Raw genomic sequence first — 13536 nt, 5'->3', positions numbered from 1 at the left:
CTCAATGCCGCCCTTGAACCGCGTCGTGTCTATGAGCGCTTTCGAAGAATGCGGATGGTTGCCTTGAGAGATGCAATGCGTTGGAAAGGAGCCGTCCGCTTTTTCGGCGCTCTTTTCCCGAAGCAGACCGGCCGCTTTCGGCCATATATGGTCCCCTCGGCCGGCGCCACTGAACGGCCGGGTTGGGTGGTTTTCAGCCTGTCCGTTTCTGGACGACGGATGCGTCGAAGCGGCTATCGCCGCGGGGACCGCTCGCGACACAACTCGGCCATCCGGACCGCCATTAGCGCCTCTCCGGTCGGGTCAAGATCATAACCAAAAAGCGGAGCGATTTAGTTCGGTCAGAATACCAATTCGGCGCGTGTTCCCGCGGTTACGACTCTGATGTCGAATTTGTCATTTGCGGGATACGTCGCGCTCTTGGGTCGCCAAACAACGATAGCGTCATCGTTGTCAAACATTTGGGGGCGCTCGGCGGGATCGCACTTGATCTGTCCGCCAAAGTATCTTTCGAAGGCATCGGATTCATCCAAAATATTGAAGTAAACAGGGTTTTGATAGATAATATGCACGCTATAACCTGCTTGTATGATCCTCTCTAATCTCATCATGATAATTTTAATTAAATCCGGACCAAACGGATTATAGATAAAAATGACCAAGTTTCTGTCATCAATATGGAAACTACGGGCATCTTGATTGATTATTTCTATACCGCATCGATTGGGGAATGATTTCCGAATTGTTCGCGCGTTACGGCGTGCGATCGCGCTCAGATCCTTCGAGATTTCTACGCCAATTACGGATTGAAACGGGTATTCGGAAGCTATGATGGCTGCTCTTCCCATGCCGCATCCGAAATCAACAAAGGTGGCGCCCGCCAGATCTTCCATCTGATCGAGCGCCGCGCGGAGACAGTTAGGGCTACAGCCAAAATAAGGATGCGTTTCGTTCCTAGATATTGTTCTCATGCTTTGTTTGGGACTCAGAAGATACTGAGGTATTGCTCCGCTGGTTTGAACATTGTTGGCGGCATCGAAGGGGTGAGTTCCGAAAGCATTCCTGCGCAGGGCTCTCTTGATCAGAAACGCCCGACCCATCTCGGTCCTCGAGAGCACCCATTTCAAAGCGACGCGCTTCTTGTTTGGCCGCTTTTCGCCCATTCTCACCTCCCGTCTCAACGCGTCATATAAATGCTGTGTGATTCGAATATTTTCTTAAAGCGTCTTGAAGCAGCCATCAACGACCTTATAAACCACGCCTGTCAAGCAGAAAATTGTGGGATAGGACTTTAGACTGTGTCATGCGGTGTGCGCGGAACGAATCTAGCGCGCAAAAATAGATTCCGCGGGTGGCGTTCGGTTTTCTTGCCGAGAAATTCTGCCTGCTCATCTTCTGAGTGCGCCGGATCTCCAACTGCACTTCTCCTGGCTAACCCGCTCGATCAGCCCGGTTCAAAGTTAGCCGGTCAAGTCAAGCGGAGCCGGCAGATTCGCAACCTTCTCGCCCAACCTGCCCAGGCAAGAGGGCGGCTCTCGGCCACGCCATGTTTTGCGTCTTCCCAAACTGCCCAGGAGCGGACGCTCCCCATATCAGCCAATAAGCGGCAGGTAGCGGATAACTGATGTCTCGTGCACGAACTCTGACGGATTGTGCAGCCTAGCTATTGAGGACTGCCGCTGCTGATTTGGTCCAAACCAAAGGTCCGGACTGCTAATTAATATGAACCTTCCGTATACGGCAGTGCACTAGCGCTATGACGCGCTGCCGCATGGTCGACATGTGTCGAATGCGGAACGTCCGCTTCGTGGCGATGGCACAGGGTCCGATCACCACCCCAGCGGCCCTTCCGTTGCCGACCCAAGTCGGGCGTGCTGTCGATTGTCTGGGCTTCTCGAACGCGGGCAACTTGAACTGCGACAACCTATGTAGTCGGCCATCGCTGCAATGCGACCGCCGTCCCGCCGGGATCCCTAAGGTCGCACGTCCGTTGACGCCCACACCGTTACGCCATCACGGACGACAACGTCGATCCGGTACGAAATTTTCGTCACCCGCCCACCGCATCTGGAGTGGACAAGCGGACGAGAAGAAGTGAGGGCGGACATTAGCGGGCGTGCCCGATCAGGCGGGCGCCACCCAACCTTCCACAAGCATCATTTTTGACGGTGTGCTTTCCAACTCTAGCTTGAGCAGCGGTGCATATTCGGGGCGTTGATAGAATGCACGAGCGGCTTCTATTGAGGGAAAATCCAATAAGTATCAAGCGCTTCGTTTCAAATACGCCCTCAATCGGGTGCAATGCCCCAACTTTGACCAGATACCGGCCGCCGAACCTTGCAACAACGGCCGGAAAAGCTTCGCGGTAGCGTGCAAATCCCTTTTGATCCCGTACGTCGATATCAACATTCAGGTAGGCAAATTTTGTCTTGCCCTCGTTGTGAGCTTTGCGACAGATCTTTCACGCCTCAAAAATATGCCTTTCTACTGTTCTTAGGTGCGAACGCGCGACTCGTTTACTTGACCTTTGACACCCAATCCTAATACAGTTGTCAGTGTGCACATCAGTCTCGGCTTAACGTTGATCCGCAGGCGAGCAATCGGTCATTCCGTAAAATGCCGATGATCGCCGCGGCCGCGAAGGTCGGTCGATCAAGAAGCGTTCAATCCAGACCAATTGCTATCGGCTTGGATGTCCGGTTCTGGTCGCAGTGCTGAAGCCTGCTCACCACCCCAAGCGGACGATTCCAGATGGCCGACGGATGTCGGTTTTCGGGAAGCGTCAACCGCTTCCCGAACGGCTGACATGGGTCGGTTGCAGAATGGCCGGACAAGGTGGTTTGAGGCGGTCCGCTTCTACCGCGCAACGAGGCAGAAGCGGAGGTTAGGCAACATGTCGTTGAGTTTGATCGGCCACAGCCTGTCAGACGGCGGCGGGCTCTGCGCGCCGTAGTTGGGTCCGCGTTGCAACCTCGATAAAATACCCGCCCTTAGCCTTGAAGTAGAATGTCCAAGCACCGTGATAGTCGCGCGGCTCCGGCACATCCCAGCCGTCGGCTTTCAGACGCGCGTTCAGCGCGTCGACTTTTTCGCGGCTGTCTTGGATGAAGCCGATATGGTGGACGTCACTATCCTCGGGGTAAGCAAAACTGCCCCGTTTTTTCGCAAAATCATTCAAAACCAACAGCATGCCATCGTCGTCGTCATGTATGACGGCAAGTGTTCTCCCACGCATCACCAACGTGCGCAGCCCAAAATAGGTTTCAAACATTGAAACGTCGGCAGGAACGTCGATGCTCGTCAGATTGATATGGTTGAGCTTCATTGGACACACCTTTCCTGTTCATCGGAAAGGACGTGCTGGTAGTCGGCCGCTGATGGCGGCCGCCATGCACGAGCGTCGGGCCACCCGGACTACCGACCGGGCTGTGGCTTCTACACGTCCTAGGCCGAGCTAAGCAGCACGCGGCAGCCCGTCAAGGATCACGATCGACTAAGGGGCTCGGACGATAACGTGTGTCCGCTTTGGGATGCAGGCAAGGCGATCCGGATGGCTAGGTTGGGTCGAGATGAGGCCGTCTGCTTTTTCGGCCGCACCGCTCCGGAGCGGACCGGCAGCTTTCGGCCAGGTTGCGTCGTTGCAGATAGTCCGTAAAAATGACTGTCGCGGGTTATTTGTGACGAACTGCTAAGGAAAAGCAAATACGGATAAGCGGACACTGCAGTTTCACCCGCTGACAATCTATTACGAAGGGCCGACTGCCCGATATTTGTCGGCCAAGATTTATGGGCTGGAGGGGGGGACTGCGCGCGGATTCGGTGCCAGAAGCGCTGACCGATTATCCGGCCAACCGCTCAAGGCTCCTGGAAGCCTCGACGAGATCCGCGAACCGGGCCGCCGGTAGCGCCTTGCCGTAAAGGTACCCCTGGCCGTGCCGGCAGCCCATCTCCAGCAACCTCGCCTCCTGATCCTTGGTCTCGATACCCTCCGCGATGACGTTTAGGCCGATGTCGTTCCCGATCTGGACGATTGCGCGTACGACGGCGGCATCGTGCCGCTCGGCCATCAAGTCCCGGACGAAACCCCGGTCGATCTTAAGGCGCGTCAGCGGAAAGCGCTTGAGCGAGCTCAGCGAGGCGTAACCCGTGCCGAAATCGTCGAACGCAATGCCTACCCCCTGGCGATGGAGGACGCGAAACTGGTCGAGGTCGGCCTCGTCGACGCTCAGCACGATGGTCTCAGTGATTTCCAGCTCCAGCATCCCAGGGGACAGCTGGTGTCGCCGGAGCGCGTCGGCGACGTCCGACGCCAGCGTCCCCGCCCGCACTTGGGCCGCGGATAGGTTCACGCCCATCGTCATGGCCGGATGGCCTGCAGCCCGCCAAGCTACGGCCTGGCGGCATGCCTCCTCGACGACCCAATGCCCGACTTCGAGGGCCAGAGGATGGTCCTCAAGATGGGACAAGAAAACGCCTGGCAGAAGAAGACCGCGCCGGGGATGCTGCCATCGCAAGAGGGCTTCCGCCCCGATGATGCGGCCGGTGTCGAGCGCGACCTGTGGTTGGTAGTGCAGCACGAATTCGCCCTGCTGGGTCGCCTCGTGAAGCTCGGCCCGCATGGCCAGCCGGGATAGCAGCGCGCTGCGCATTGCGGGCTGGAAGAAACGAAATCGGCGCTTACCCTCCTGCTTTGCGCGAAACATGGCCAAGTCCGCATTGCCAATGAGCTCCTCTGCGGATGCTCCCTGCTTCGGACCGATGGCCCCCCCGATGCTGACCCCGAGGTGGAAGGTGTGGCATCCGACCTGGAGGGGGGCAGCGAAGGCGTCGAGGAGCGTCGTCGCGCTTGCGGCAAGCGTCGCGGGATCGCCCGCATCCGGCAGGATGACGGCGAATTCGTCGCCACCGAACCTGGCAAAGACCGCATTCTCCCCGAGCCAAGCCGGCAATCGAATAGCCAGGGTTTGGAGCACGGCATCGCCCGTGCTGTGCCCCCAACTGTCGTTCACCTCCTTGAAGCCGTCGAGGTCCAGCATGAGGACGCCGATGGCGTCTCCGGCTGCCAGCTTCGCATCGAGCGCCTCCTCGAAGCAGGCCCGGTTCGGTAACCCGGTCAGGAGGTCATGATGGGCCAGTTGGACCAGACGCTCGTCGCGTGCCCGCCATTCGGAGATGTCCCGAAGGATCGCGCCGAAGCAAAGGCCGGAGCGGTCCCGCCACATCGAGAGCGTGAACTCGGCGGGAAACTCGCCGCCGTCGCGGCGGCGCGCCATGACCTCGATCGTTCGACCGGACAGACGAGACGGCTCGTTGCGGGCCATCCGCGCCATGCCCGCCTCATGGCTGGCACGGAAACGCTCCGGAACGATCAGATCGATGTTCGCGCCCATCAACTCGTCGACACTGTAGCCGAAGAGAACCGCAGCCGCCTCGTTCGCAAACGTGATGCGGCCCTTGTCGTTGCTGGTGATGAAGGCATAGGTGGCGGCCCAAGCGAGACCGAAGGCACCTGAAACAGCCGTTTCGGAGTGATCCAAATCACCCCCATAAGGCGGCTGACAATTTGCTGGGATCCCACTCATCGCACTTCATCACCAAATGGTATTCGACATCGCGAAGAAGGCGCTGTTTTACCAATCTACGAAACATCCTCTAACAAATGCTTTCATTTGCAACTTGTGCGGGTTATCGAAAACGCTCACGCCAATCCTGGCGGCCAGGTTGGGTTGATAGAAGGCTGTCTGCTTTTCCAACCGGTCGTCGCCGAAGCGGGCGTTCAGCTATCTGCCAACACCGGCCTCTGAGCGCTCTTCGGCTTCCAAACGAGCGTGGGCACGCGCGCATGCAGAGGCAACCGATTTATTGACGACATGCTTGGCGCCCAACGCAGTCTGATCAAGTGGCGTGAATATAGGCAGCCGCGCTCGCCTAATCAGCAAGGTTAAATCTTCGTCAACTGGTTTGCCAGCTATGATCTGGAAGCTGCCGCTGAATGCTGCGCAGCGTGTTGACGCAGGCCCTGCGATGAAGATCTCGATACGCGCGCTCCTTTCAGGCCTGTTCGGCCTGATGTGCATCATCGCCCTGTGCCTCGCAGGTGGCGGCATCCGACAGGCCCTCACGGCCGGACAGAGTGCGAGTGAGGTCGCCAAGCTGGCTGAACTCGACAAGACCATCTTCGAGAGCTTCGCGTCCACGCGCCTCGAATGGGGCTCCTCGTCAGCCGCGCTCCTGATCGGAAGCGATCGGAACACGAACGAACGCAAAGCCGCCCTAGAGTACCGCCAGGTCGCGTCGAAAGCGCTGGAGGCCAGCCTGAACGGGTTGGCGGGTCTGTCGCTGGATGGCGCTGACCAAGTCCGTCGCGAACTCACCACCACCTACGATGATTGGAAGGCGGTCCGCGCAGAAGTTGACAATGGTCTCGGGCAGGACCTTGCCGCACGCGACATGTCAGTGCGGGCCCGACTAGATCAACGGCTGGAGCCGATGCTGGTCGCGCTGTCGCATGGAACCAAGCTCCTGGGGCGGCGCATGGTGGCGCTTGATGCAACGACGTTTCCCCTGATCCAGATCGGCGCGACGGCGTGGCAGGCGCGCCTCAGCGCCGGTCTACTACGGTTTCAGGTGCGGACGGTTTTGGCGCAGAATAGGCCAGTGCGGCCGGAAGAGGCGACTTCGCTGCGCGAATACGCGCACCAAGTGGCATCGGGCCTCACGGTCATGGCCGACCTGATCGACGAGCACGCTCCCGCCGACCTGCGCACGGCGCTCATGGCCGCGCAGAACAGCTTTTCTGGACACGCCTTCGCAGGACTGCGCAAGGACATCGACACGTCAGCTTTGGCCGGCCAACCACTCGCCTTCACCATGGAGACGTGGCTGAAGCTGGCCGGTGAGGCGCAGTCGAACATCTTCGCTGTCGCGACTGCCGCGATGGAAATCCTGGCCGCTCAAGCTACCGCTTCCGCGGCTCAGGCCTGGACTTGGATGCTTATGCTGACCGGAATAGCGGTCGGCATACTCGCGGTCGCTGTTGTCAGCTTTCTGATCCTGCAGCGGTGGGTCTCCCGACCCATCGTTCGCCTGGAAGAAGCGATGGGTGACTTGGCTGCTGGTGACAGTTCGGTTCTTGTCCCGGGTATTGGACGCAACGACGAGATCGGTGCAATGGCGTCTGCCGTGCAGGTGTTCAAGGACAACCTGATCCGCACTCAGGCACTGGAGGCGGAGACCGCTCAAGCCCGCGCTTCAGCCGAGGCGCAGCGCAAGACCGGCATGCGCCAGATGGCCGACGGCTTCGAGGCTGCCGTCGGCGGCATCATCGGCATGGTCTCGTCGTCGGCAACCGAATTGCAGGCCACCGCTCAGACCATGACGGCCACGGCAACCGAGACCGCCAGCCAGTCGACCACCGTGGCGGCTGCCGCCGAGGAGGCCGCCTCCAACGTCAACACCGTCGCGGCGGCGGCGGAGGAGCTGGGCTCGTCGGTCCAGGAGATCGGCCGCCAGGTCGCGGGCTCGGCCGAGCTGGCGCAGCGCGCCGTGCACGAGGCCGACCAGACCGGCACCCTGGTGCAGGAGCTGAGTGCCGCCGTCTCGCGGATCGGCGATGTGGTCGGCCTGATCTCGAACATCGCCGGGCAGACCAACCTGCTGGCCCTCAACGCCACCATCGAGGCGGCGCGCGCGGGTGCGGCGGGCAAGGGCTTTGCCGTCGTCGCCTCCGAGGTGAAGGCGCTGGCCGAGCAGACCGCCAAGGCGACGAACGAGATCTCCGGCCAGATCGCGCAGATCCAGGCCTCGACCGGGCAGGCGGTGACGTCGATCGGCGGCATCACCGGGCGGATCCGCGAGATCAGCGGCGCGGCGACCTCGATCGCCGCGGCCGTCGAGCAGCAGGGGGCGGCCACCCAGGAGATCGTGCGCAACGTCGCTCAGGCCGCCATGGGCACCGGCGAGGTGACGAGCAACATCTCCGGTGTGGCCAATGCGGCCGAGGAGACCGGGGCGGCGGCCAGCCAAGTTCTGGGGGCGGCCTCGGAATTGTCGCGCCAGTCCGAGCACCTCGGCGCGGAGGTCGCGCGCTTCCTCGCCACCGTGCGCGCCGCCTGAGCGAAGATAGTTCTTCGTTTCCACTAAAGCCGTCATGGCCGGAAGACCGTCCCGTTCCACTTTTTTGGAGGGGGCGGTCGTTCTGCATCCGCTGATTGCAGCTGGCCGCATTTCGCCACCCGCCAACGGGGCGCTGCCGAGCTTGCTGGCGTACGAGCCCTGCATTCCCCAGCGCGTGAGGCAATTGTCTTTGCATCGAGGCTTCGTCTCGTTCGACGTCGACTTGAAGGACGGCGGCCGCGCCTCAAACCGGCGCGTATCGACGGAGGACCTTGGCGGTCTGGACGGTGATCAGCTGGCCCACGATCTCATTGAGCAGCAAGAGGCGGAGATCTCTCGAAAGGCAGCAGGGCCGCCGCATGCTACCCAGAGCCTGACGCGAGCTTCCAAACCAGAGCCGAAGCTCGTCGCAGAGTAATTTTCGGTGCCCGCAACTCGGCGACAGCCCGCAGATTCTTGAAGATCAGTAGGTGGCGATCGTCTCCCCAGCGGTGAGCCATCGTCGAGCTGGGCGCAGTACGTCGTCACCGACCGCCTCCTACCCCGACCCGAAGGCGCCGGAGCGCTGACAAACAGCCACTTTGGAGGCGTGCCGCCAACGGTCCGGGCAATTGGGTTGGGTCGGTATGAGCCCGTCCGCCTTTTCGCCGAATCCTCTCCGAAGCAAACCGGGGCCTTTCGGCCGGACTGAGCCATGCCAAATTGCCGATAGATGCAAAACCGGCCGTTCAGTTTTGCGCCCATTTCCATTCGTCGAGCGGCGAAGTTCCCGGCAAACCTCATTGGAATGCGCAGACTGTGCTTCTGTGGGAACCGGTCTCGATCATGCCGCTAAGCATTTCCCGTCGCGCAGGGCGGGATGGAGCAGCCCTGCCCGGAGGTTCAACCCCGCCCGTCCGGCCTCGCTCCAGGCGACCTCGGCGATTGTCTGACCTCCGTCGCCCATCTCGAACCCGACAGCCTCGCCAGGTGCGATTTGAGGCGCTTCGACGATGCGGGCGCCATGCGATGAGACCTCAACGACGCGCACCGGGAATCGCCGCCCCCGCACGTGCACGAAGGCCGCCTCGTCGACGCCGACGCGCACGGTCCCGCGGCGCTCTTCCGAGTCGGTGGTGACCCGCTGCACGAACGTCGCCACCGATTGAGCGAGGTCGGCTGCGACCACTTTGAGGGACTCGGACGCGGAAAGCGCGCTGTTGGCGTGGTGCTGCGTCTCTCGGGTGGCCCGCGAGACCGAGACGGCGCCCGCATGCGCCTCGGTGCTTCCCTGGGCGACCTGCGCTACCGTCCGAGAGATCTCCTGCGTCGCCGCCCGCTGCTGGTCCACTGAGACCGCGATGGAGGTGGTCAGCGCGTTCACTTCCTGAGTGGCCGAGGCCATCGCCTGCACGGAACCGACGGTCCGCCGCGTCGAGGCCTGGATTGCCTCGACCTGAGACACGATCTCGTCGGCCGCCTTCATGGTCTGGCCCGAAAGCGCCTTCACCTCGGAGGCGACAACCGCGAAGCCGCGGCCCGCCACACCGGCGCGAGCCGCCTCGATCGTGGCGTTCAACGCCAGGAGGTTGGTCTGGTCTGCCACCGACTTGATCAGGCCCATGACGGCGCCGATGCGCTCGGCCCCCACCGCGAGCTCCTCGACCTCGCCGCTCGTCGCCCGCGCAATCTCGGTCATACGCGCGATCAGCTCGCGCGCCCGCTCGGTCTGTCCGGCGATGTCGGAGATGGAGGCGCTGAGTTGCTCGGCGCCTGCAGAGACGGACAGCACGTTCTGCGCAGTCGCCGACGCCGTGGTCTCGGAGGCCGCGGCCTGCCCGCTTGACTGTACCGCGACCTCGCTGAGTGCCAGGGCGGTCTCACGCATGCCACTCGTCTCGCGCTCGACCTTGTGCTCAATCTCGACGAGAGCGTCGCGGAACGCGGCGACGACCTCGCCAAGCCTACGCTGACGGTGGGCCTCCAGGCTGCGGTCCTGGCTGGCCGCGGCCTCGGCGTGGCGCTGCGCGAACTCGCTTTCGGCGGCCTGCTGGGTCGCCGCCTCGGCTGAGGTGAGTGCGTTGGCGAGTTGGCGGGCGGCCAGCACCAGGGCACCAGCCTCGGTGACGAGCACCAGGGCGTGCAGGACAACGCGCAGGTACTCGGCGCCGTTCGGGAACACGGCGGCCGGGTAGAGGACATTGAGGGCTAGGTGGTGGACGGCCACGACACCTGCGGCGACAAGGATGGAAGACCAGCAGCACCAACCCGCGACGACCGCGAGGGCGGCGAAGAAGACCATGTGTGCGTCGATCTGCAGGTGCGTGCCGGAGGAGACCAGCACCAGGAGGCCGACGAGCATCATCAGGGCGGCCGACGAGAAGTGGCGCATGAAGGCCACCGCGCCGTGCCGGCGGGCGACGGCGAGGATCCCGCCGGGGAGGAGGATCGCGAGGACCGTCACCGGCACCGGCATGACGTCCCGCAACCAGGCAAGAACCGTCACGATGGTCGCGAGGACGCCGAGGATGCCGACCATGACCGGCATGAAGGCTCGGCGGAGGCGTTCGAGGCTGCTGTCGGTCACGGCTGCGTCGTTCCGGTAAGGGTCAATGGAAGCCGGAAGCCCGGCAGGCAGGCCCCGATGGGGCCGGCGGCGAGAACGAGGAAGGCGCCGGCCCGGCGCAGGTCGGCGGCGGTATCGCGCCCAGCGGCGTCAAGCACCGCGACGTGCCCGCCGGATGAGAGCCACAGGATGGGCGCCCTGGAGGCGGCGACCGCTCTGGGAACCGAAGCGTCGGGAAAGAGGGTCAGCACCGCGACCGGCTCGCCGGGGCGAGGCGCCAGGGCGAGAGCGACCGGGGCGAGGCCGCAGCCGAGGACCAAGGCGGCGGTCGGTGCGGCGCGACGGAGAGGCGACAGGGCACGCGCTGGGATCGGTGTCTTCCGCCCCCTCATGCCCGCCTCCCGCCTAATCCGCTCCTGGTATCCAGCCTTTTAGGCCACCGAGGTTGATGACAGCCTCTCAAAGGCCTCAGGCGCGTTTTCGATCGTCGGCGATGAGCGGAAACGTCCCATGTGTGTACTGGGTGAACAGCCCGATGGGCGACGGCCGGCCCATCAGGTAACCCTGTGCCTCGTGGCATTGTTCGGCGATGAGAAAGCCGAGCTCGGCATCCGTCTCAACGCCTTCCGCCAGGACCGGGAGCCCAAGGCCGCGTCCGAGGCCGAGCACCGAGCGCACGATGGCCGCGGTCTGCTCGTTGCTGTCGACCGACCGCACGAAAGAGCCGTCAATCTTGATCTTGTCGAACGGGAACGAGCGCAGGTTCGACAGGGACGAGTAGCCGGTGCCGAAGTCATCCATGGCGATGCGCAGGCCGAGCGACTTCAACTGCCGCAGCGTCAGGAGCGCCCGGGCTGGGTCGCTGATCAGCGCCGTCTCGGTCACCTCGACCTCCAGCCGGTGCGGCGCAAGCCCGGTCCTGAGCAGAACTTCGTGCACGAGGCCGACGAAGTGCGGGCTGTGGATCTGCACCGCCGAGACGTTGACCGCGATGGATAGGGGCTGGCGCCAGCTCGCCGCCTCGCGGCACGCCTCGCGGAGCACCCACTCTCCGATCTGCAGAATGGCGTCGCTCTCCTCGGCGATGGGGATAAACACGGCGGGCGAGACGTAGCCGCGCTCCGGGTGCTTCCAGCGCAACAACGCCTCGAAGCCGATGACCGCGCCGCTGCCGACCTCGGTCTGCGGCTGGTAGACGAGTTGAATCTCGCCGCGCGCCACGGCGTGGCGCAGGTCGTGTTCGAGGAGGCGGCGCTCGCGCACTTCGACCCCCATCTTGGCCTCGAAGAAGCGGTAGGTGCCGCGTCCCTCGGACTTCGCGCGGTAGAGCGCCGTGTCGGCGTAGCTCAGGAGCGCCGCCCGCTCGTCGGCGTCGTCGGGGTAGAGGGCGATGCCGATGCTGGTCGCGATCTGCGGGCCGCCGGCATCGGTCTTGCCGGAGCGCAGCGCCTCCAGGATACGCTCGGCGAGCCGCCCGGCAGCGGAGGCGTGCTCGCACGGCACGAGCACGGCGAACTCGTCGCCGCCGAGCCGGGCCATCATCTGCGTGCCGTCGAGCTCCGCCGAGACGATGCGGGCGACGCTCTCCAGCATGGCATCGCCAGCGGCGTGGCCGAACAGGTCATTGACCTCCTTGAAGCGGTCGAGGTCGAGGCAGAGCACCGCGAGCTTGCGGCCGCATCCGTGCGCCGCCCGCATCTCTTGTTCGAGGCGCTTGCCGAAGCTGGCACGGTTGGCAAGGCCGGTAAGCGCGTCGTGATGGGCGAGAAATTGGATCTGGCTCTCGGCCTGCCGGCGGGCCCGCAGGTCGCGCACCGCGACGGCGTAGTGCGGCCGCCCGGCATAATCGACCGGCTGCATGATGACTTCGACCGGCACCCGCGAGCCGTCGGCTTGATGGAGCTCCACCTCAATCGGACGCTCAGGCTGGCTGGCCAACGCCAATCGGGCCGCGTCGCCCGGCAAATAGGTGGAGAGGTTCGTTCCTGCGAGCGTGCCTTGCGGCAAGCCGACGAGCTTGGCGAAGCTCCTGTTGGCGCTGACGACCGTGTCGCCGGTGCACACGACGAGACCCTCGACGGCGGCGTTGGCGAGGCTGTGCAAGCGGTCGGCCTCCAGCTTGGAATGCCGGCGGTCGCGGACGTCGAGCGCGAGCGCCGCGCCGGCGAGGAGCAGGATGGCGAAGCTGGCGAGCGCCACGGCGACTGCGAGCCAAGCGTTCGGGACCGCGGTGTCCGAGACGGCAAGCGTCGGGTCGGGCGTGACGGTGACGGCACCCATGGCGGTGAAGTGGTGGCTGCAGATGGCCAGCAGCAGCAGGAGCGCGGCAGGCAACTGGCGGATCAGGCCCCGGGCGCCGACCTGCGCCGCTAGCGCGGCGCCTCCCAGGACGCTGCCGAGCGCGAGCGAGACGGCGACGGTCGCGAGGTCCCACGCCTTGTGGCCGGCCACGTCGTAGGCGGCCATGCCGGTGTAGTGCATCGCAGCGATGCCGAGCCCGAGGATGATGCCGCCAGCCCAGGCCGCGGCCCGTCCGCCGACGAGCACGGCGAAGGAAAGGCCGGACCCGACCAGGGCGACAGCTATGGCGAGCGACAGGCCGGTGAGCGCGATGTCGTAACCGCTCGGGACGCCGGGCGCGAAGGCGAGCATCGCGATGAAATGTGTTGCCCAAATGCCGGAGCCGCCGGCGACCGCCGCGACGGTGAGCCAGCCTGCCTGGGCCCATCCGACAGCCCGGCTCGCGTGGCTGACGAGGCAGACCGTCGTCAGGGCCGAGAGGGCACAGATGCCGGCCGCTAGCGCGACGAGGCGGATGTCATGGGCCTCGACAAGGCAACCGACGACGTTGAGCATGGAGGGGAGCCCTAGCGGAC

At 63.6% G+C, this 13536-nt stretch carries 8 protein-coding genes and 1 pseudogene; 1 reads left to right on the top strand and 8 read right to left on the bottom strand.

Going from position 1 to position 13536, the window contains the following annotated elements; translation table 11 throughout:
* Positions 1–341 precede the first annotated feature (341 nt).
* The 5 genes and pseudogenes from JOE48_RS06215 to JOE48_RS06200 all read right to left on the bottom strand — a co-directional run bounded on the left by JOE48_RS06215 (position 342) and on the right by JOE48_RS06200 (position 5537).
* Complete coding sequence (locus JOE48_RS06215; RefSeq protein WP_210028687.1) at positions 342–1163, bottom strand: methyltransferase domain-containing protein; 822 nt, start codon at positions 1161–1163, stop codon at positions 342–344.
* Between the two features lie 961 nt (positions 1164–2124).
* Positions 2125–2256, bottom strand: a complete 132-nt coding sequence (locus tag JOE48_RS31175; protein ID WP_409518564.1) for a DUF1330 domain-containing protein — start codon at positions 2254–2256, stop codon at positions 2125–2127.
* Between the two features lie 16 nt (positions 2257–2272).
* A pseudogene (locus tag JOE48_RS31170) lies at positions 2273–2413 on the bottom strand (DUF1330 domain-containing protein); the annotation flags it as partial.
* Between the two features lie 510 nt (positions 2414–2923).
* Complete coding sequence (locus tag JOE48_RS06205; protein ID WP_210028686.1) at positions 2924–3325, bottom strand: VOC family protein; 402 nt, start codon at positions 3323–3325, stop codon at positions 2924–2926.
* A gap of 514 nt (positions 3326–3839) precedes the next feature.
* Complete coding sequence (locus JOE48_RS06200; RefSeq protein ID WP_245252731.1) at positions 3840–5537, bottom strand: putative bifunctional diguanylate cyclase/phosphodiesterase; 1698 nt, start codon at positions 5535–5537, stop codon at positions 3840–3842.
* A 433-nt stretch (positions 5538–5970) separates the two neighbouring features.
* On the opposite strand from JOE48_RS06200, the gene JOE48_RS06195 reads away from it, so the two are divergent.
* The gene (locus tag JOE48_RS06195; protein WP_245252730.1) at positions 5971–8115 is read left to right on the top strand and encodes a methyl-accepting chemotaxis protein; all 2145 of its coding nucleotides are present in this window, start codon (positions 5971–5973) and stop codon (positions 8113–8115) included.
* An 823-nt stretch (positions 8116–8938) separates the two neighbouring features.
* Here the strand turns inward: JOE48_RS06195 and JOE48_RS06190 are convergent.
* The 3 genes from JOE48_RS06190 to JOE48_RS06180 all read right to left on the bottom strand — a co-directional run bounded on the left by JOE48_RS06190 (position 8939) and on the right by JOE48_RS06180 (position 13516).
* Positions 8939–10681: a methyl-accepting chemotaxis protein gene (locus JOE48_RS06190; protein WP_210028684.1), complete on the bottom strand. Its 1743-nt coding sequence runs from the start codon at positions 10679–10681 to the stop codon at positions 8939–8941.
* Positions 10678–11052: a hypothetical protein gene (locus JOE48_RS06185; RefSeq protein ID WP_210028683.1), complete on the bottom strand. Its 375-nt coding sequence runs from the start codon at positions 11050–11052 to the stop codon at positions 10678–10680. The genes JOE48_RS06190 and JOE48_RS06185 overlap by 4 nt, the downstream gene beginning before the upstream one ends.
* A 76-nt stretch (positions 11053–11128) precedes the next feature.
* Entirely contained in the window at positions 11129–13516 is a 2388-nt protein-coding gene (locus tag JOE48_RS06180) for an EAL domain-containing protein (RefSeq protein ID WP_210028681.1), read from the bottom strand.
* Between the last annotated feature and the right edge of the window lie 20 nt (positions 13517–13536).

It is taken from the genome of Methylobacterium sp. PvR107 (assembly GCF_017833295.1).
Lineage (GTDB): Bacteria > Pseudomonadota > Alphaproteobacteria > Rhizobiales > Beijerinckiaceae > Methylobacterium.
This window is presented reverse-complemented; position numbering and strand designations above follow the sequence as displayed.